The following is a 20134-nucleotide window of genomic DNA, read 5'->3' as shown; positions in this document are numbered from 1 at the left end:
CTCTCAAGCCGGCCCGCTGGGCCGGCCTTCATTATGCGGATTCCCGCGCGACGAGCTGCCCGGAGAGGGTGATATGCTGCGTCGGCAGCGTGGGTTCTTTGATCTTGCGGATAATTAACGCGGCGGCCTGACGGCCGGTCTCTTCGCTGGCGGAGGAGACATAGGTAAAGGACGGCGAGGTCAAATTCACATGCATCATATCTTCGAAACCCACCAGCGCCACCTGCTGGGTAAGAAAAACATCTTTACCTACCGTCCGCCCCACCTGATGAATACCGTTGAGACAGCCAATCATCGCGTCCGGCGAATGGCACAGCAGCGCGGTAATAGCGTTGTTCTGTTCCAGTAGCTGACGGGTGGCGATACTCGCGGCCTGCGTGTTGTCGTGACAGGCAGGCGCAAACTCTTCGCGCACCGCCATGCCGTTTTTCTCTAGCGTGCTGTAAAAGCCGAGCAATCGCTGCTGGCGGATGAGATCGTTTTCCTGACCGCCGATATAGGCAATGTAGCGATGGCCGCGCTCGATCAGATAACGCGCGGCGATGCTCGCGGCCTGACGGTTATCGCGGACCACGCGATCGCGGTTGTCGATTAACGGCGTTTGCGAGACGGCCACTAGCGGTAGCGGGCAACGCAGCAGCGCTGCTGGCAGCGTATTGCTGGTGGTATCAGCATCAAGATAAATCACGCCGGCGACGCCCTGTTGTTTAAATGACAGCAGGCAGCGATCCAGATAGTCGCTATCGTTAAGCGGCTGACCGAGAAAAACCATGTAGCCCTGTTTCTCCAGTTCCTGCACGATATTGGCCATCACTTTGATGGAAAAACTGTCGTTGAAATCGCGAAGAATCAGGCCGATCAGATTGGTGGTGTTGGCGCGAAGGTTGGCGGCGGCGACGTTATGCACATAGCCGAGCTCCTGGATGGCAGCATTGACTTTTTCGATGGTGGCGTCGGAAATCTTCCCTTTTTGACGTAATACCAGCGAGACCGTAGAAACGGAAACTCCGGCCAGTTTCGCCACATCTATAATGCTGACTTTCTTCAAAATCGCTCCATGAAAACTGTTGTATGACAGTCAGATAGCAGAAGATCGCTTCTCCAGGACAAGCGATCTTCCACACCATAACATCTTCTGCTTATTTGCCAATCATCCCCGACATGGTTTGGGCGATAAATTGCGCCCTGGCGCCAAAAATTATCTGGATACCGTTATCACCGACGAAGACTACGCCGCGCGCGCCGATACTGTTGAGGCCGTCTTTATCTACCGCATCGCGTTCGGCAACCTCCAGACGCAAGCGGGTGATGCAGGCGCCAACCGAGTCGATATTCTGCGAACCGCCGAGCAGGCTGACTATTTCGGTTGCCAGTTCGGTGTCGGTTTTATCATTGGCCGTTACGGTGATATCGGTACGTCCCGGCGTTTTCACATCGAAGCGGCGGATCACGAAACGGAAGGTGAAATAATAAATCAGCGCCATCGGCACGCCAACAATCACCGCGCTGAGGAAGTTTGTCTGATAGCCGTTCATGGAAGGCAAAATACCGAAGGAGATATAGTCGATAAGCCCGGCGGAGAACGACTTGGCAATATGCGCGTGCAGCAGGTACATGGTCATGTACGAGAGCCCCGCCATAATGGCGTTAAAGACGTACAGAATCGGCGCCACGAAGATAAAGGTGAATTCGACGGGTTCGGTGATGCCGGTCAGGAAGCAGGTCAGCGCGGCGGAGAAGAGAATACCGGCCGCGATTTTTTTATTTTTAGTATGCGCTTCGTGATACATCGCCAGACAGGCGGCCGGCAGAGCGAACAGCATCAGCGGGAATTCACCCTGCATAAATTTGCCGGCGTTTTGATAACTGTCGGTGCTAAAGGATTTCACCCCTTCTTCCAGCATCTTAAACCAGATGGTCTGGTCGCCGTGGATCATCTGGCCTGCCTGGGTAGTGTAATCGCCGAAGGAGTACCAGAAGGAAGGGTACCAGATGTGGTGCAGGCCAAGCGGGATCAGCGCGCGTTCAACGAGGCCGAAAATAAAGGTTGAGGCGGCCTGGTTATCGCCGTTAATCACCATCGACAGGGAATCAATACCGGCCTGGATATGCTGCCAGACATAAGGTAGCAGCAGGCCGAGGATGAACGACAAGAAGGCGGTGGCGATCGCCACAAAGCGCTTACCGGAGAAGAAGCCGAGGAATTCCGGTAATTGCAACGTATGGAAGCGGTTATAACACCAGGCGGCGAGGATCCCGCAGATTAGCCCGCCGAATACCCCCATCTGTAACGTCGGGATGCCGACCACCATCGCGTATTTCCCGCCCTGTGCGGCCATTTCCGGCGTGATACCGAGCACGGTACCGATGGTGATGTTGGTGACGAAAACGGAGACGGCCGCCGATAGCGCGGCGATACCGGATTCTGACGCCAGGCCGACCGCGGAGCCGATAGCGAAGAGCATCGGTAGGTTATCGAAAATAATACCGCCGGCATTCATCATCAGCGGTAAATGGAATTTGTCCCCGAAGGCCAACAGCAAGCCGGCGGCCGGGAGGAGCGAAATCGGCAGCATTAAGGCGCGGCCGATCATCGACAGTTTTGATAATGATTTTATGAACCCTGACCACAGACTCATGCTGATTACCCCGAATAGATATTATTGGCGATGATACATTAAGTAGAACGTTCTAGTAGAACGTTCTACTTAATGTGGATCAAGGCGGGCGTTGCTGCAATAGTAATCGTCATGCCAGGGGGGGAGATGTGCGATTTTTTGAACTACTTCAAATTACGTTGTGGACAAAATCTGAAAACAACGCCAGGGCGCGCCTGGCCTGACGCCAGATGAACTTTTTTCACTTTGACTGAAAATTCCTCACTGTTTACGCAGATTTTTCTATTGACGCCCGCCCGCTTTTCCGTCATTTTTACATCTGGACGTCTAAACGTATAGAAGTTCGCAACACGACTGATAAATATAATGCGATTGATGAGGTAAGGTATGAGCTTTTTTCACGCCAATCAGCGGGAAGCCCTGAATCAGAGCCTGGCGGAAGTCCAGGGCCAGATTAATGTGTCCTTTGAATTCTTTCCGCCGCGTACCAGTGAAATGGAGCAAACCCTGTGGAAATCCATCGATCGCTTAAGCAGCCTGAAGCCGAAGTTTGTTTCCGTCACCTACGGGGCGAACTCCGGCGAGCGCGACCGCACCCACAGCATTATTAAAGGCATTAAAGACCGCACCGGTCTGGAAGCGGCGCCGCACCTGACCTGTATCGACGCCAGCCGCGATGAACTGCGCGCGATTGCCCAGGATTACTGGAACAACGGTATCCGCCATATTGTCGCGCTGCGCGGCGACCTGCCGCCGGGTAGCGGCAAGCCGGAGATGTACGCCGCCGATCTGGTCACGCTGCTGAAAGAAGTGGGTGATTTTGATATCTCCGTCGCCGCCTATCCGGAAGTCCATCCGGAAGCCAAAAGCGCGCAGGCCGATCTGTTAAACCTGAAACGTAAAGTAGAAGCCGGCGCTAATCGCGCGATCACTCAGTTCTTTTTTGATGTCGAAAGCTACCTGCGTTTCCGTGACCGCTGCGTCTCCGCCGGTATCGACGTGGAAATTATTCCGGGCATTCTGCCGGTCTCTAACTTCAAGCAGGCGAAGAAATTTGCCGATATGACGAACGTGCGTATTCCGACCTGGATGTCGAAAATGTTCGAAGGACTGGATAACGATGCCGAAACGCGCCAGCTGGTAGGGGCGAATATCGCCATGGACATGGTGAAAATTTTAAGCCGCGAAGGAGTGAAAGATTTCCACTTCTACACCCTGAATCGCGCCGAAATGAGCTATGCCATTTGCCATACTCTGGGCGTGCGTCCGGCGTAATCACCTGCTTTACCTCTTGTTTCATCCTTACCGGGGCGGCGAACTGCAGTTTGCCGCCCTCTTTTTTAGCACGAAAAGTGCGCTCTGCCTTTAAGCAACCTGCCGCCAAAGCGAGTATAGTGCCCGCAAAAATAATGACGGTGGAGAAGTTATGACGGTTGCAAGGAACAGCAATCTCCTGGCCGGTTGCGGCCTCGTCCTGCTGACGCTTATCTGGAGCTACAGCTGGATTGCGATGAAACAGGTAACGCTCTATATCGGAGCCTTCGATTTTACCGCACTGCGCTGCATCTTCGGCGCGATTGTGCTGATGGCGGTGCTGGCGCTGCGCGGTCGCGGCATGCGGCCGACGCCGTTTGGCTATACCCTGGCGATTGCGCTGCTGCAAACCTGCGGCATGGTCGGCCTGGCGCAGTGGGCGCTGATGAGCGGCGGCGCCGGTAAAGTCGCCATTCTCAGCTACACCATGCCGTTCTGGGTGGTGATCATGGCGGCGCTGTTTTTAGGCGAGCGCATGCGGCGGCTACAGTATGCCGCTATCGTACTGGCGGCGTGCGGTCTACTGCTGGTGCTGCAGCCGTGGCAGTTGGATTTCTCCTCGATGAAAAGCGCGCTGCTGGCGATCCTCTCCGGCATCAGTTGGGGAGCGAGCGCCATTGTCGCTAAACGCATGTATCGGCGCTATCCGCGCCTCGATTTACTATCATTAACCGCCTGGCAGATGCTATATGCCGCGCTGGTGATGAGCGTGGTGGCGTGGCTGGTGCCGCAGCGCAGCATTGACTGGCAGCCTGGGGTTTTTTGGGCGCTTGGCTATAGCGCGATCCTGGCTACGGCGGTGGCCTGGAGCCTGTGGCTGTATGTCCTGCGTAACCTGCCTGCCAGCGTCGCCGGCCTGAGTACGCTGGCGGTACCGGTCTGCGGCGTGCTGTTTTCCTGGTGGCTGCTGGGTGAAAATCCGGGGCTGGTGGAAGGCGCCGGCATTGTGCTGATTGTCGCTGCGCTGGCGATTATCAGCCTTAAAAAGCGCCACGCTCAGGGGCAATCTGTTGAGCGGCCGGCGACGGCGGCAAAGTAATCATTCAATGTGGCCGCAGGGCGCGGCCACTTTGTCTATTAATTTTATCCCTTGATGTGGTACAACGGTTCACCCGCTTTCACCTGACCCTGCGCTTTGATTTCCAGCTGCGCGAACTCCTCTATATTGCTGCAGAGCACCGGGCTTACCATCGAACGCACGTTAGCTTCGAGGTACACGAGATCCATTTCGAGAATCGGCTGACCTGCGACAACGGTAGCGCCTTCTTCCGCCAGCCGGGTAAAGCCCTGACCCGCCAGCGCAACGGTATCAATCCCCATATGCACCACGATCTCAGCGCCATCTTCGGTTTCAAGACAGAAGGCATGATTAGTGTTGAAAATCTTGATGAGAGTACCCGCCGCGGGTGAAACCACAATGTTGCTGGCCGGCAGGATGGCGACACCATCGCCGACGGCGCCGCTGGCAAAAGCTTCATCTGGGACGTGCTTCAGCGCGATCAGCTCACCGCTTACCGGTGCGACGAGCTCGATAACTCGCAATGCATTCGCTGCCTTGCGTGGACTGTTGTGGGCCTGCGCGGTGACGCTGGGTAGCGCCTGCGCGGCATCGACATGGCCCGCTGTTTTCATGGCGGTGGCGATTTTTTCCGCCACGAAGCCAACGATTATCTGCACATTGCTGGAGTTGAGGCGAATGACCCCGCTGGCGCCCAGGCGGCGAGCCAGCGCTTCATCGACCAGCGTTGCATCCTTAACGCCAAGGCGCAGGCGGGTGATGCAGGCGTCGATATTGGTGAGATTATCGGAACCGCCGATGGCGGCAATGTACTGGCGCGCCAGCGCGCTGATATCCTGCTGTTTTGCGGCGCTCAGGTTTACATCTTCGCCGTCGGCGGCGCTGCCGGCAACGGCCAGTTCGCGGCCCGGCGTCAGCAGGTTGAAGCGGGTGATGGTGAAGCGAAAGACCAGATAATAAATCGCGAAGTACACTAGTCCCATGGGGATAAGCAGATACCAGTGGGTTGCCAGCGGATTGCGTGATGCCAGTACCATATCGACCAGACCGGCGCTGAAGCCGAATCCGGCAATCCAGTGCATGCTGGCGGCGATGAAGACGGAAACACCGGTTAAAAAGGCGTGGATGACGTACAGCGCCGGGGCCACGAACATGAAGGAAAATTCCAGCGGTTCGGTAATGCCGGTGAAGAAGGCGGCAAACGCGCCAGCCATCATAATCCCCATCACTTTCGCTCTATTTTCCGCGCGGGCGCATTGGTACATGGCCAGCGCCGCGCCCGGCAGACCGAACATCATGACCGGGAAAAAGCCCGCCTGATAACGACCGGTAATACCGACCACCGCTTTACCGGAGGCGATGGACTGCGCGCCGCCGAGGAAATTAGGGATGTCGTTAATCCCGGCGACGTCGAACCAGAATACCGAGTTCAGGGCGTGATGAAGGCCGACCGGGATGAGCATGCGGTTGAAAAAAGCATAGATCCCCGCGCCTAATGAACCCAGTTTCTGGATATGTTCACCGAAGCTAACTAGTCCGCTAAAGACCACCGGCCAGATGAACATCAGGACAAACGCCACGACAATCATGGTGAATGAAGTGAGGATCGGCACCAGACGACGTCCGCTGAAGAACGAGAGCGCTTTCGGTAACTCCGTGCTGCTAAAGCGATTATAGAGTTCAGCCGAAATAATGCCGACCATGATGCCGATAAACTGATTTTTAATCTTCGCAAAGGCCGCAGGCACCTGCTCGATTGGGATCTGTTGGATCATGGCGACAGCTGCTGGCGAACAGAGCGTGGTTAATACCAGAAAGCCGACAAACCCGGCCAGCGCGGCGGCGCCGTCTTTATCTTTCGACATGCCGTAAGCTACCCCGACGGCAAACAGGACGCCCATATTATCGATAATGGCTGAACCGGACTGAATACACAGTGCCGCCAGCGCGTTAGAACTGCCCCAGCCGTTGGGATCGATCCAGTAACCGATACCCATTAAAATGGCGGCGGCAGGTAAAGTGGCGACGGGCACCATCAATGCCCGGCCGACTTTTTGTAGATAACCCAAAATATTCATATGAATTCCCTTAAAATAATAAATCCTGAAGCCGCATGTAATAAAGCGACTGACCTGTATAACGATGGGCAGTTAAATTTAATTAGGCTTATTTTTTTATTGTGGATTAGTTTTAAAGGATTTCAGGAGGTGTTTAATGTTAGCCAGGTCGCATTTTAATAAATATTAAAAAGGACTTAGGCTATTAATAAATAGAAGGAATGACAAAGCAGCGGTTATTTTTCAATAACCGCCATTGTTAAATGATATGGAGATGAATTAATTAATTTATTGACCAGGCTACCGTACCGCGACAATAGGTTGTATTCACCTGATAATTATCTTCAAGTACAACAATATCGGCATCGTATCCGCGCTGTAATTTCCCTTTTCGACTATCAAAACCTAATAACCGTGCCGGGTTAATGGTGCAGGATTTTAACGCTGCGCTAAACGGCACCATTGCTCTTTCGACCATATTATATAAGCCGCGATTGAGCTGTAGCGTGCTGCCGACCAGGACGCCGTTATCCCGCCGGGTCGCGCCATCATCGCCAAGCACCATCGGTTCGCCGCCGAACATATAGCGCCCCGGAGGACAACCTTTCGCCTTCATCGAGTCGCTTATCATGATGATGTCATTATCATTTTTGCTACGATAAAGGTGGGCGGCGGAAACCAGGCTGACAAAGATACCGTCGGCAATCACCTCGCCGTACAGGCCGTCAAGATTCAGGGCGGCGCCAAGCAGGCCGGGCTCGCGATTGACGTATTTCGCCATGCCGTTATACACGTGGGTGACATTTTTAGCGCCGTTGGCGACCGCCGCCAGCGCCTGCTCGAAAGAAGCATCCGAGTGGCCCATATTGACCGCAATCCCTTTCTGCGCGCAGTAGCGGGTCAGCGCAAACTGATGGTCTTCTTCCGGGGCAAGGGTAATGGCGATAATGTGGTCGCGCGCCGCCTTTTCGAAAGCCTGAAACTGGGTGACATCGGCAGGGCGAATCTGTTTTTCCGGCTGCGCCCCGCGATAAAGCTGGCTCAGGAACGGGCCTTCGAGATGGATGCCCAGAATTTCCGCGCCGCTATATCCTTCGTCCATGACGCGGGAAATATTGTCCAGCGCCGCCAGTAGCGTCGCGTTTTCATCGGTAACGGTAGTTGGGCAAAAGGCGGTGACGCCTTCTTCCGGTAGGCGTGAGGCCCAACGGCGTAGCCCCTGCGGATCATTTTCGTTGGTGTCGTAATCCCAGGCGCCGTGCGCATGGCTATCGATAAGGCCGGGAATAATACGCCGTGCCCCGTAATCCTTATCCACGCGGGAGCTAAGCCCGGGAGTGATAGCGCTGATAAGTCCATCCTCAATAGTTATTTGCGCCGGATAAAAACCACCGGCCAGCCACACTCTTTCGCTCTGGATTATCATATGCTCACCTTTAGGCGCTGATAAGCGATGCCGCTTCACGGTCGCAAATGATGGTGACGTCCGCGTGCATCAATAGGAAGGAGGCAGGGAATTGCGGATCGATGCGCGTGCACTGGTGCAACTGCTTGATAACTTCGGCTTTTGATTGACCGTTAGCAATCAGCACAATCTTTTTGCTGCGCAAGATGGTCCCCATACCTAAAGTGATGGCCTGCCGGGGAACATCATCCTGGCTGACGAAGAAGCGGGCATTCGCCGCAATGGTCTCTTCGTTAAGGTCGATGATATGGCATACCGGGCTATGGGTAGTATGGGGTTCATTGAAACCAATATGGCCATCGTGGCCAATGCCGAGAACGGTAATATCAAAATCGCCATGGCTTTGAATCAGACGTTCGTAGCGAACGCATTCGGCGTGCAGGTCGGGAGCCAGAATATCCGGTACAAAGGTATTTTCGTCAGCAATGTTGGCATGTTGATAGAAGTGCTGTTGCAGGAAATAATAATAACTTTGCGGATCGTTTTTGGCCAGTGGGATATATTCGTCGATATTAAACGAGAGGGCGCAGGAGAAATCGGCTTCGCCATCTTTCGCCATTCGACTCATTTCAGCCAGGAGACCGACCGGAGTTCCGCCAGTCGGTAAGGCCATCACTAAATCCGGCTTTTTATTCAGCGCCTGGGCAATATGTTCTGCCGCCTGAGCGCTCATTTTTTCGTAGGTGTCGGTAATAATAAAGTTCAACATGTTAATCCTTAACCGCCAATGGTGGCTTTTAGTCCAATATCTTCAGCGTATTGTTTAATTTGTTCCGTGACTTCGCGTTGGCATGCCGGGATGTTGTGCAGAAAATAGGGCATACCAAGCTTTTGATATTTCCCGATGCCATAAATATGGTATTCGAGAATATCAACCTGTAAAACTGCCGGGCCGAGCTTACGAATAAAGTCGAGACGCTGGCGAATATCCTCGGGATCGTCGTTACGCGTCGGCACGATCACCATACGCGCGAGGATCGGTTTGCCCATGGCGGCGATCGCTTTGGCATTGTCGAGGATCCGCCGATTGTCTACGCCGGTACAGGCGAGGTGGGTCTCGGAGTTGAAAGCTTTAAAGTCGTAAGAGACCAGATCGACCGTTTCAATCAACGGGCGCAGTTTTTCCCAGCGGACATTCCCTGCGGTGTCGAGACACACATGCACGCCCTGCGCTTTCAATATTTGCGCTGTTTCTTTGACGAACTCCGCCTGTAGCGCCGGCTCGCCGCCGGAAAAGGTCACGCCGCCTGCGCTTGAGTCGTAAAATGTTTTGTCGCGCAGTAGTAATTCCGCCAACTCGTGCGAGGTCATCTCTTTAGCGACTTTTTCATAGCCGTCGTAGGGACAGAGATCGACCATATCCAGCAAATTGTTGCAATTTCTACGGTCTATATTGACGCCATTGCCCGGTTCAGCAAGGGTAATGGCGTGGTTGTTCGCCGCCTGTACGCAGGTACCGCACTGGCGGCAGCGTTCTTTAAACCAGAAAACGTTGTGGCCTGGCCCGATGGTTTCCGGATTCGCGCACCACTGGCAGCGCAGGTTGCACTGTTGCATAAAGACGGTGCTGCGTATTCCTGGGCCATCTTTGGTGGAATAACGTTGAATTCGGGAAATCAGGCCAGTTCTCATCGCGTTTCCTCTCTTACCAGCTCAGTTCGGTGCGCGCGATAATCGCATCCTGCGCTTCCGGCATCAGCGTTGAGAACAGCGCGCAATACCCGGCAACGCGCACCATCAGATTCGGGTAATCCTGCGGATTCGCCTTTGCGGCGCGCAGAATATTGGAATCAATGATGTTGAACTGGTTATGGAAGATGTTTTTCTCACGGCTGGCTTCCATAAAGGCGGTAAATTTCTCCAGATTATTATCGCCTTCCAGCGCGCTTGGCGTGAACTTCATGTTCAGCAACTGGCCGCCGGCGATTTTCTGGTTCGGCAGTTTCGCAACCGAGTTAATGACCGCCGTCGGGCCTTCTTTATCCGCGCCGAGGCACGGAGAGGCGCCTTCATTCAGCGGTAGTGTCGCCAGGCGACCATCCGGCGTGGCGCCGACGTCAAAACCATTCGGCACGTATGAAGTAATATTAGAGGTCGACATGGTATAGCCGCAGCCTTTCGGCCCCTTACCATAGCGATCGGTTTTGTATTTCGGCAGTAATTTGAGATAGGACTCGAATACATCGGCGACGATATGATCGACATAGTCGATATCGTTACCAAACTTCGGCGCATTGCGGCACAGTTTGCGCACGCGCGCGCCTTCCAGACCTGCAAAGTTGCTATCCATGGCGTCGCGCAGCTGTTGAAGCGTCAGGACTTTATCGTCGAAGACCAGCTTTTTCACTGCCGCCAGGCTGTCGCCGACCACGGAAGGGCCGATGTTGGAGGAACTCACGAAATCATATTCCGCGCCGCCGTTTTTCAACGTCTTACCGCGTTCAAGTGAACAGTTAATCGTGGCGGAGGCAAAGGCATCGGCATCGTGATATTTCAGCGCCCGGTCGCAGACCAGATCGCAATCTACCGCCAGATCGGAGTAAAACTCCAGTAGCTGGTTCCATGCCGCCCATACTTCATCATAAGACTGATAGTTTATCTCGCGGCCTTCTTTACCGTTGATTTTAACTAACTGCACGCCGGTTGCCGGATCGCAGCCGTTGTTCATCACCAGCTCAAGGATTTTGCCAAAGTTCACGTAGGTCATGCCGGTGGCGCGATGCCCCCAGCGGCCTGGGATCGCGGTTTCTACGCAACCCATTGAAGCGTATTCGCGGGCGACTTCTTCCGTCAGGCCCAGCGTCATCATGGCAGGGATAACCACTTCGTCGCAGAAGATCGACGGCATACCGAAGCCTTTACGAATGAGCTTTGCAGAATCCTGCATCAGCGAATGCGGGGTATCTTTTGAGAAACGAACGCTGAGGTTTGGTTCCGGCAGGCCGGTTAGCGCCATAGCTTCCAGCGAAAGATAGGAAAGATCGTTAGTGCCGTCGCTGCCGTCAGGCTTCATGCCGCCAACCATCAGGTTGGAGTAAAGCGGATAGCCCCCGCTGTACTGAGTATGGCCCCACGGGCGCACTTTATTCAGGCTGTTGGTCATGATGAAGAAGTGGGTCAGGATCTCCAGCGCTTTCTCTTTGCTGATCTTCCCGGCTTTGATATCGGCTTCGTAATACGGCCAGACGTACTGGTCGAAGCGGCCAAAGGAGAAAGAGTGGCCGTTGCTTTCAATCATCATCAGCAAATGGGTAAGGTAGACGGTTTCCACGGCTTCATAGAAGCTACGGGCTTTCCCTTCCATCAGATGGGCGAACATGTCGCTCATCGCCAGCAGTTCGTCGCGGCGTTTGGCATCGGAAACTCTCGCCGCTTCGGTTTTAGCAAGCGCGGAGAAGCGCTTGCAGTATTTCAGCGCGGCTTCCATGGTAATAATAACCGCCTGATAGAAATCTTTTTGCTCGTCGGTCAGGTTGTCGTCATTTTCCAGGTGCTGTTTGGCGATATCGCGCATACCGCCATAGCCAACTTCCAGTACGAAATCGTGGTTCGGAATGATATGGCCGTCGCCGGACATGCTGATGCCGCCGCGGTGCAGCACGCCCTGTTTTTCCGCCAGACGGTTAATTTGCGGTAGGTTGGCAAGCACTTCATCCTGATGGGTTTTTCCTTGCCAGTAATCCTGCAGGGTACGCAAGCGGGCTTTGGTGGATTCGGACACGCGGAAACTATCACCGGAACGCTTATCAAATTCGTCCAGTTCATCGATAACCCAGTTAAAGGAGAATTCCGGGAACACCGGGGCGGCAAAATTGGCGCTCGCCTGGTTGCCGACAATCAGCATATCCGGTTCGATATAGATGGTCATTTTCTCCAGAATATCGGCTAACGCCAAAGCCCGGCGAATCACGATGGACTGGCCTTCGGAGCGTTTAAACGACTCGGTGATGATCTCTGCTCGTTCCGGACACAGCGTCGCTACGCGATGGAACATCTGATCCTGTTTTTTAGCGATACGCGCGAAGTCGCAATCGTCGTTGGTAGGTTTGAAGCTCAGTAATCCGTTCATAAAGACCTCAATTCTGGAGGGGGTATCGATATTCCACGCCTGAGGTGTTCTTTTGTCAATTTATTTATGATCTTTTGTGTTCTATTTATCATTAATAAATCTAAAAAGAACATTTAGAAAAAACGGAAAAGAACAAACGCCCGTTGCCGGGCGTGAGGTTACGCTGCGCTGTCGGCCAACAGCAGCTCGGTTTTTTGCGCAGTCAGCAGGGAGAGGATGTCGGCAGGGAGGCCATCCTGACTAATAACGATGTCAAAATCGTCCAGTCGGGCATGCCCGGCAAGGAAAGTTTGCTCGAATTTACTTTTATCGGCGAGAAGGATTTTTTGTCGTCCGGCGCGTAGCAGCGCCCGCTTGACGTGGGCATCGGTCATTTTAGGGACCGTTAGCTCGCCATGCTGGTTAATACCCTGGGTGCTGATAAAGACCTTATCGGAATGAATGGTGCTGAAAAACTCCGCGGTACTGAAAGAGATCATCCCCTGGGTATCATCTTCATATTCCCCCGGGGCGACGATTAGCTTGATGTTTTTTCGCCCCTTTAGCAGATTCACTACCGGTACTGAGTTAGTGATCACCATAATTTTTTTATCGAAAATAGATTGCGCCAGCGCCAGCAGCGTGGTCCCGCAGTCGATGATGATCGTGTCGCCGTCTTCAACCAGTTCTGCTGCTTTACGGCCAATCAGGTGTTTATCGTCAACCATCTGCACGGATTTAAGCTGGAAGCTTGGCTCGACGCTGGCGCCGCTGGTCAGATAGGCGCCGCCGTAGGTCGTTTTAACGATTCCCTGTTTTTCAAAGAATGACAGATCCCGACGAATAGTCATTTTGGTGACGCCGAATTTCTCGGCCAGTTCGTTCACAACGACTTTTTTGTCCTGCTGCAGAATGGCGTAAATGCTCATTCTTCTATCTGATGATTGCATAACAACGGTTCGCCCAAAGGAAAAACGCACTATAAAACACATCCAGCGTGCGGGCAATTGGCGATAAAAGGAACATGAAAGAACACGCCCGGCAAACGCCGGGCGTAACGGGAAAGGTTATTCCCACTCTTGCAGGAAACGCTGACCGTATTGGTCGGCCACCAGCAGCGCGGCGTAAACCTGATCGGCGCAGGCGCCGCCCGGCATATTGTGGATGGTTTCGCCTTCGGCGCAGGCGGCTTCCGCGACCGTGCGCATTTTAGCCGGGATATCGCCTTTAATATCGAGCTGCGCCAGCGTGATGGGCAGGCCGACGCTGTGACAAAGCGCCGCCGCGGTCTCAATCTCTTCCACCGGCGCGTTTTCCAGCACCAGCTGCGTCAGCGTACCAAATGCGACTTTCTCGCCGTGATAGAAGTGATGGGCGTCCGGGATGGCGGTCAGGCCGTTGTGAATCGCGTGCGCCGCCGCCAGCCCGCCGCTCTCAAAGCCGACGCCGCTCAGGTAGGTGTTGGCTTCGATCACCCGTTCAAGCGCTGGAGTGACTACATGCTGCTCGGCGGCAAGCATCGCCTTTTCGCCTTCTTCAACCAGCGTGTTGTAGCAGAGTTCCGCTAACGCCAGCGCCGCCTGTGTGCACTTACCGCCCGCCATTGTGGTCGCGCCGCTGCGCGAGCAGGCGCGGGCTTCAAACCAGGTCGCCAGCGCATCGCCAATCCCGGCGGCCAGCAGGCGTGCTGGCGCGGCCGCGACGATCTGCGTATCAACAACCACCATGTTCGGGTTGTGCGGCAGCATCAGATAGCTTTCGAATTCGCCATCATCGGTATAGATAACAGACAACGCGCTGCACGGCGCATCGGTGGAGGCGATAGTTGGGGCTACTACCACCGGCAGATGCATATAGTGAGCCAGCGCTTTCGCGGTATCCAGCGTCTTGCCGCCGCCGATGCCGAGCACCGCATGGCATTGGGCGCTGCTGGCGATATCGCGCAGGCGGTTGATTTCATTTTGCGAACATTCACCGCCGAACGGGGCGATTTCGGCCACCAGACCAGCGCCGCTCAGGCTGGTACGCAGCTGCTCTTCGGCAAAGCCGAGAACGAACTTGTCGCCGATGATTAGCCAGCGTTCAGCCAGCGGTTTGAGATATTCGCCGAGGCGCTTGATGGCGCCAGCGCCCTGGATGTATTTACCGGGTGATTGAATAATGCGATCCATTTCGATTCCTCCTCGATGACCGTGCAAGCCGCCTGTTGGCGGCCGACGATCGGATTACAGGTTCAACGTGCCAAATGCGTTATTCCAGTCCTGCTCGAACTTCTCTATGGCTGACTCTACCGCAGGGGTGCCGAGCATTTGTTGCGCTACGTCTAAGGGGAGGGTGATAGCTTCGCAGCCGGCTAACAGGCAATCCAGCGCCTGGCGCGGGGTTTTGAAGCTCGCGGCCAGGACTTTGCTTTCCGGGGCGTGCATTTCCATCAGGGATTGCAGTTCTTGCACCATGCGAATACCGTCACCGCCCTGGGCGTCGACGCGGTTGACGTACGGCGCGACGTATTTCGCGCCGGCCAGCGCCGCGAGCAGCCCCTGGGAAGCGCTATAGACCGCGGTGCCAAGCGTCGGGATGCCTTCTTTTTTTAGTACTTTGATGGCGGCGAGACCTTCGGCGGTAACCGGGATCTTAACCACGATTCCTGGTACGGCGTTACTCAGGCGTTTGGCTTCAGCCACCATACCTTGCGCATCGCGACTCATGGTCTGCGCGAACAGAATACCTTCCGGGCCAACGGCTTTTTGCAGGCGCGGCAGCACGTCCCAAACCGGGGTTTTGCCGGCGGCGATGATGCTCGGGTTGGTGGTGACGCCAGCCAGCGGATAAATGCGGGCCAGACGTTCAACTTCAGCGACGTTCGCGGTGTCCAGATAGAGTTCCATAACCATTCCTCGATGTGTAATTCAATGATGTTGAGGTAAGGATACGGCTTCCGTTTGCCTGCCCGCCAGATGACAAATTTGCCAAAAACTGGATAAATGTACGCATTACGGTTAAGAGTGATTTAGATCACGTTTGTCCGTGTGATAGTACCTCCAGGCTGAAATAGCCTGCAGGTAGAAATCAGTAACTTACAAAAATCTAGTTTTACGGCGCAGAGGGGTTTTCCGTCAGCTGGCTATGGTACTGGCGGCGATACTCGGAAGGTGAACGTTCAGTATTCTTGCGAAACAGGCGGCAGAAGTAATTGCTGTCGGCGAAGCCGCAGGCGTGGGCGATATCTTTTACCTTCATATCATGACCCTTCAGCAGCATGCGCGCCTGTTCGAGACGGATATGATTGAGGTATTCGTTAAAGCCCATAGGTCCGCACTTCTGAAACAGATGCGAGAGATAGTTGGGAGAGAGATAAAACGCCTGTGCTACGGATTCCCGGCTCAGCGGCTCGGCGAAATGAATATCGATATATTGGCGGATCGCCTCGAATAGCGCCTGGCTGCGCGATGAGGTTTGCGCCTGGCTACCCAGTAGATCGGTACAGTGGCTGAGTAGGCTAATGACGATGCAGCGGGCGGTTTGCTGCTCCTGCGGCTGCATGCGTATTTCATTTAGCGCCTGTAGCAGAAATGAACCCACGCGCGGCCCGCGGCGCGGTACCTGAATCTTCTGGACCAGGGTTAGCGCTTCTCCGTTCCAGCGCTGCAGCGAAAATTCCAGCTGCTGTTTGCCGAATAAGATGCTTAGCAGCAGGCATGGGGTGTACCATCGCGGCCAGTTCCAGCTATCGCTCGCAATATAGAGTACGTCACGCGCCTGCAGCGGCGCGGCGTTATCGCCGAGGGCGAGATCGTACAACTGCCCCTCAATGACGATATTCAGACGTGGAAAATCAACCTTGATCGCGGCGTCGGCTGGCGGGCGTGATTCTCCGGCAAAATGCACTTCTGCAATGCAGGTTTGTTTTTTCACTAATGAATCAATGAGCTGATTGATGCTGTTATCCATCTTTACCCCGCCAAAACGCCACGCATTTCATCATACCGGACATTTTTCCAGCGGTAAAAGTACGAACTCATCGTTATTGCTTCCCGATTAAGATATGTTATATCGTAACATTTTGTCGCAATCGATATTTATCTCAGGAGAGAGTAATGACCCGAAAGATCCCCATGCTCGCGTTTAGTTTCGGCATAGCGCTTGCCGGCGCTCAGGCTTTTGCCCACGGTAATCATAGTCATGGCCCGGCGTTAACTGAAACAGAACGCCAGGCCAGCGAAGGCATTTTTGCCGATAAAGATGTGAAGGATCGCGCGTTGAGCGATTGGGATGGCGTCTGGCAGTCAGTCTATCCGTATCTGCTGAATGGCGACCTTGATCCGGTGCTGGAGCAGAAGGCGAAAAAGCCCGGCGCCATGAGCGTGGAAGAGTATCGCGCCTATTACAAGAAAGGTTACGCCACCGATGTGGAGCAGATTGGCATCGAAGATGGGGTGATAGAGTTCCACGTCGGCAAGACCGTTAATAGCTGCAAATATACCTACTCAGGCTACAAAATTCTGCAATACGCCTCCGGCAAGAAGGGGGTTCGTTACCTGTTTGAGTGCCAACAGGGCGATGGTAACGCGCCGAAATTCGTCCAATTCAGCGACCACATTATTAGCCCGCGTAAATCACAGCATTTCCATATATTTATGGGCAATGAATCTCAGGAAGCCTTGCTGAAAGAGATGGATAACTGGCCGACCTATTATCCTTATGCGCTGCATAAAGAGCAGATCGTCGATGAGATGTTGCATCACTAAAATGAGAGGGAAAATCCCCCGGCCGGGCGGCCGGGGGAAACGGTGACTAGCCGGTATTACGCATCCCTGCCGCGACGCCGGCAATGGTGACCATCAGCGCTTGCTCAACGCGCGCATCCGGTTCCTCGCCTGCTTCTTCGGCCTGGCGCGAACGGTGCAACAGTTCGGCCTGCAGGACGTTAAGCGGGTCGGTATAGATGTTACGCAACTGGATGGATTCGGCGATCCACGGCAGGTCGGCCATCAGGTGGGAGTCATTAGCGATAGCCAGCACCACTTTGATATCGGCGGTTAACAGCTGACGTAGCTCTTCGCCTAGCTTCCACAGTTCCGGTTTCACCAGCCGCTGATCGTAGTACTCCGCCAGCCACAGGTCGGCTTTTGAGTAGACCATCTCCAGCATTCCGAGACGGGTCGAGAAGAATGGCCAATCGCGGCACATGCTTTCCAGCTCGCTTTGCTTACCGCCCTCGACCACTTTCTGCAGCGCGGCGCCGGCGCCCAGCCAGGCCGGCAGCATCAGGCGGTTCTGGGTCCAGGCGAAGATCCACGGGATAGCGCGCAGTGACTCGACGCCGCCGGTCGGGCGACGCTTCGCCGGGCGCGAGCCAAGCGGCAGTTTGCCCAGTTCCTGTTCCGGGGTCGCGGAGCGGAAATAAGGGACGAAGTCTTTATTCTCACGCACGTAGCCGCGATACATCTTGCAGGAAACGTCGGACAGCTCGGCCATGATTTCGCGCCACTGCGGTTTTGGTTCCGGCGGCGGCAGCAGGTTGGCTTCCAGAATCGCACTGGTATACAACGACAGGCTGCTGATGGTCACTTCCGGCAGGCCGTACTTAAAGCGGATCATCTCGCCCTGTTCGGTGACGCGCAGGCCGCCTTTCAGGCTGCCCGGCGGCTGCGAGAGCAGCGCCGCGTGGGCCGGCGCGCCGCCGCGACCGATGGAGCCGCCGCGACCGTGGAACAGCGTCAGTTCAATACCGGCTTTTTCGCAGGTTTTGATCAGCGCGTCCTGGGCCTGGTACTGGGCCCAGGAGGCGGCCATGACGCCAGCATCTTTGGCCGAGTCGGAATAACCGATCATGACCATCTGTTTGCCCTGAATAAAGCCGCGATACCAGTCAATATTCAGCAACTGAGTCATGACGTCGTTGGCGTTGTTCAGGTCGTCCAGCGTTTCAAACAGCGGCGCAACTGGCAGCGCGAAGCCGATACCGGCTTCTTTTAACAGCAAATGAACCGCCAGCACGTCGGACGGCGTTTTGGCCATTGAGATCACATAAGCAGCGATCGATCCACGCGGCGCTTCGGCGATCACTTTGCAGGTGTCGAGAACTTCGCGGGTCTCTTCGCTCGGCTCCCACTGACGCGGCAGCAGCGGGCGTTTGGAGTTCAGTTCACGGATCAGGAAGGCCTGCTTGTCGGCTTCCGACCAGCTTTCATAATCGCCGATCCCGAGGTAGCGGGTCATTTCGCCCAGCGCTTCGGTGTGGCGGGTGCTTTCCTGACGAATATCGATACGCACCAGCGGTACGCCGAAAGATTTCACCCGGCGCAGGGTATCAAGCAGTTCGCCGTTGGCGATGATGCCCATGCCGCAGGCCTGGAGCGATTTATAGCAGGCATACAGCGGTTCCCACAGCTGTTCGTTTTGCGTGATAAGCCCTGCCGGTTTCGGCAGTTTTTGCCCTTTCAGGCGAGCTTCCAGCCAGGCCTGGGTCTCCATCAACTGACTACGCAGCTTTTTCATCAGATAACGATACGGCTCTTGCGCGCCTTCCGCGCCGGCCAAATCGCGGAGCTCGTCGGTGCATTCGACCATCGACAGCTCAGAGATAAGCACCTGGATATCTTTCAGGAACAGATCGGTCGCTTTCCAGCGGCTGAGCAGCAGCACGTGGCGGGTGATATCGGCGGTGACGTTCGGGTTGCCGTCACGGTCGCCGCCCATCCAGGAGGTGAAGCGTACCGGGACGAAATCAACCGGTAGCTGGTAGCCGAGGTTGGCTTCCAGCTGTTCGTTCAGCTCGCGCAGATAGTTCGGCACGCCTTCCCACAGGCTGTTTTCAACTACCGCGAAACCCCATTTGGCTTCATCGACCGGAGAAGGACGGTGCTTACGAATTTCATCGGTATGCCAGGACTGGGCGATCAGCTGGCGCAGGCGGCGCATCAGCTGATTGTGCTCGTAGTCGGCGATATCTTTGTTATCCAACTGCTTAAGGCAGTTGTTGACTTCCACCATTTTATGGATCAGCGTCCGGCGGGTGATCTCGGTCGGGTGAGCGGTTAACACCAGCTCCAGCGACAGGGATTCCACCGCTTTTTTAATGGTGTCTTCGTTGAGATTGGGTTGGTCTTTGAGTTTTCTCAGGGTACGAGCAATAACTTCCGGATTGCTGGCGGCTTCGCCGTTGGGCGAAATGCTGTGATATTGCTCGGCGGTATTAGCCAGATTCAAAAACTGGCTAAAGGCGCGCGCCACCGGCAGCAGCTCGTCGTTGGACAAGTTTTGCAGCGTGGTAAGCAGCTCCTGGCGATTGGCCTCATTGCCCGCGCGAGAAGATTTGGACAACTTACGGATAGTTTCGACTCGATCAAGAATGTTTTCTCCTAGCGCATCCTTGATGGTGTCGCCCAGCACCTTACCGAGCATACTGACATTACTACGCAAAGCGGAATATTGTTCGTTCATGTTACCCCAGACACCCCATCTCATTTTATTTTGTTATATCCGGCGCTCCGTGATTTGAGCAGTGGATAAGCAACCCGTCTTTTATAAAGCCACGTAAATACCCCCGCGTCAATTGCTGCGAAATCGCTTCAGCAAACGAATAAATAGCGATAATTTGCGAAAGTTAAC

At 54.7% G+C, this 20134-nt stretch carries 14 protein-coding genes and 1 pseudogene; 3 read left to right on the top strand and 12 right to left on the bottom strand.

Annotated features, from left to right (window positions below):
• Nucleotides 1-31 precede the first annotated feature (31 nt).
• A complete protein-coding gene (malI, locus tag PGR79_RS22185) occupies nt 32-1048 on the bottom strand; it encodes a Mal regulon transcriptional regulator MalI (protein ID WP_113374903.1) in 1017 nt (338 codons plus the stop codon).
• Nucleotides 1049-1139: 91 nt separating this feature from the next.
• The gene (locus PGR79_RS22180) at nt 1140-2639 is read right to left on the bottom strand and encodes a PTS transporter subunit EIIC (RefSeq protein ID WP_087858733.1); all 1500 of its coding nucleotides are present in this window, start codon (nt 2637-2639) and stop codon (nt 1140-1142) included.
• Nucleotides 2640-3005: 366 nt separating this feature from the next.
• On the opposite strand from PGR79_RS22180, the gene metF reads away from it, so the two are divergent.
• Together metF and PGR79_RS22170 are read left to right on the top strand one after the other, a co-directional pair.
• On the top strand, nt 3006-3893 hold the full coding sequence (gene metF, locus PGR79_RS22175) for a methylenetetrahydrofolate reductase (RefSeq protein WP_087858732.1): 888 nt from the start codon (nt 3006-3008) through the stop codon (nt 3891-3893).
• A 151-nt stretch (nt 3894-4044) separates the two neighbouring features.
• Nucleotides 4045-4971, top strand: a complete 927-nt coding sequence (locus PGR79_RS22170; protein WP_113374904.1) for a DMT family transporter — start codon at nt 4045-4047, stop codon at nt 4969-4971.
• Nucleotides 4972-5015: 44 nt separating this feature from the next.
• Here the strand turns inward: PGR79_RS22170 and nagE are convergent, their stop codons facing one another.
• From nagE to PGR79_RS22125, 9 genes and pseudogenes are all read right to left on the bottom strand, one after another.
• Entirely contained in the window at nt 5016-7028 is a 2013-nt protein-coding gene (gene nagE / locus PGR79_RS22165; protein WP_430922523.1) for an N-acetylglucosamine-specific PTS transporter subunit IIBC, read from the bottom strand.
• Nucleotides 7029-7290: 262 nt separating this feature from the next.
• Complete coding sequence (gene nagA, locus PGR79_RS22160; RefSeq protein WP_411326003.1) at nt 7291-8433, bottom strand: N-acetylglucosamine-6-phosphate deacetylase; 1143 nt, start codon at nt 8431-8433, stop codon at nt 7291-7293.
• 10 nt (nt 8434-8443) lie between these two features.
• Nucleotides 8444-9181, bottom strand: coding sequence for a glucosamine-6-phosphate deaminase (nagB, locus tag PGR79_RS22155; RefSeq protein ID WP_411326004.1), 738 nt, complete (start codon nt 9179-9181; stop codon nt 8444-8446).
• Between the two features lie 8 nt (nt 9182-9189).
• Nucleotides 9190-10104, bottom strand: coding sequence for a glycyl-radical enzyme activating protein (locus tag PGR79_RS22150; protein ID WP_411326005.1), 915 nt, complete (start codon nt 10102-10104; stop codon nt 9190-9192).
• Between the two features lie 13 nt (nt 10105-10117).
• The gene (locus tag PGR79_RS22145; RefSeq protein ID WP_430922520.1) at nt 10118-12541 is read right to left on the bottom strand and encodes a glycyl radical protein; all 2424 of its coding nucleotides are present in this window, start codon (nt 12539-12541) and stop codon (nt 10118-10120) included.
• 158 nt (nt 12542-12699) lie between these two features.
• Nucleotides 12700-13449 carry a DeoR/GlpR family DNA-binding transcription regulator gene (locus PGR79_RS22140; protein WP_430922518.1) on the bottom strand — a complete coding sequence of 250 codons (750 nt, stop codon included), beginning with the start codon at nt 13447-13449 and terminating at the stop codon, nt 12700-12702.
• A 138-nt stretch (nt 13450-13587) separates the two neighbouring features.
• On the bottom strand, nt 13588-14691 hold the full coding sequence (gene gldA / locus PGR79_RS22135; protein ID WP_213317839.1) for a bifunctional L-1,2-propanediol dehydrogenase/glycerol dehydrogenase: 1104 nt from the start codon (nt 14689-14691) through the stop codon (nt 13588-13590).
• A gap of 54 nt (nt 14692-14745) precedes the next feature.
• Entirely contained in the window at nt 14746-15408 is a 663-nt protein-coding gene (fsa, locus tag PGR79_RS22130) for a fructose-6-phosphate aldolase (RefSeq protein ID WP_430922516.1), read from the bottom strand.
• A 205-nt stretch (nt 15409-15613) separates the two neighbouring features.
• Nucleotides 15614-16593: pseudogene (locus PGR79_RS22125) on the bottom strand (helix-turn-helix transcriptional regulator).
• Between the two features lie 24 nt (nt 16594-16617).
• On the opposite strand from PGR79_RS22125, the gene zinT reads away from it, so the two are divergent.
• Entirely contained in the window at nt 16618-17268 is a 651-nt protein-coding gene (gene zinT / locus PGR79_RS22120) for a metal-binding protein ZinT (RefSeq protein ID WP_213317836.1), read from the top strand.
• Nucleotides 17269-17314: 46 nt separating this feature from the next.
• Here the strand turns inward: zinT and ppc are convergent, their stop codons facing one another.
• A complete protein-coding gene (gene ppc, locus PGR79_RS22115; RefSeq protein ID WP_015368915.1) occupies nt 17315-19966 on the bottom strand; it encodes a phosphoenolpyruvate carboxylase in 2652 nt (883 codons plus the stop codon).
• Nucleotides 19967-20134 lie beyond the last annotated feature (168 nt).

The sequence above is a fragment of the Klebsiella sp. 141161 genome (assembly GCF_050600815.1).
Lineage (GTDB): Bacteria > Pseudomonadota > Gammaproteobacteria > Enterobacterales > Enterobacteriaceae > Klebsiella > Klebsiella aerogenes.
Note: the sequence above shows the minus strand (reverse complement) of the source record. Positions and strands in the feature narration are given on the sequence as shown.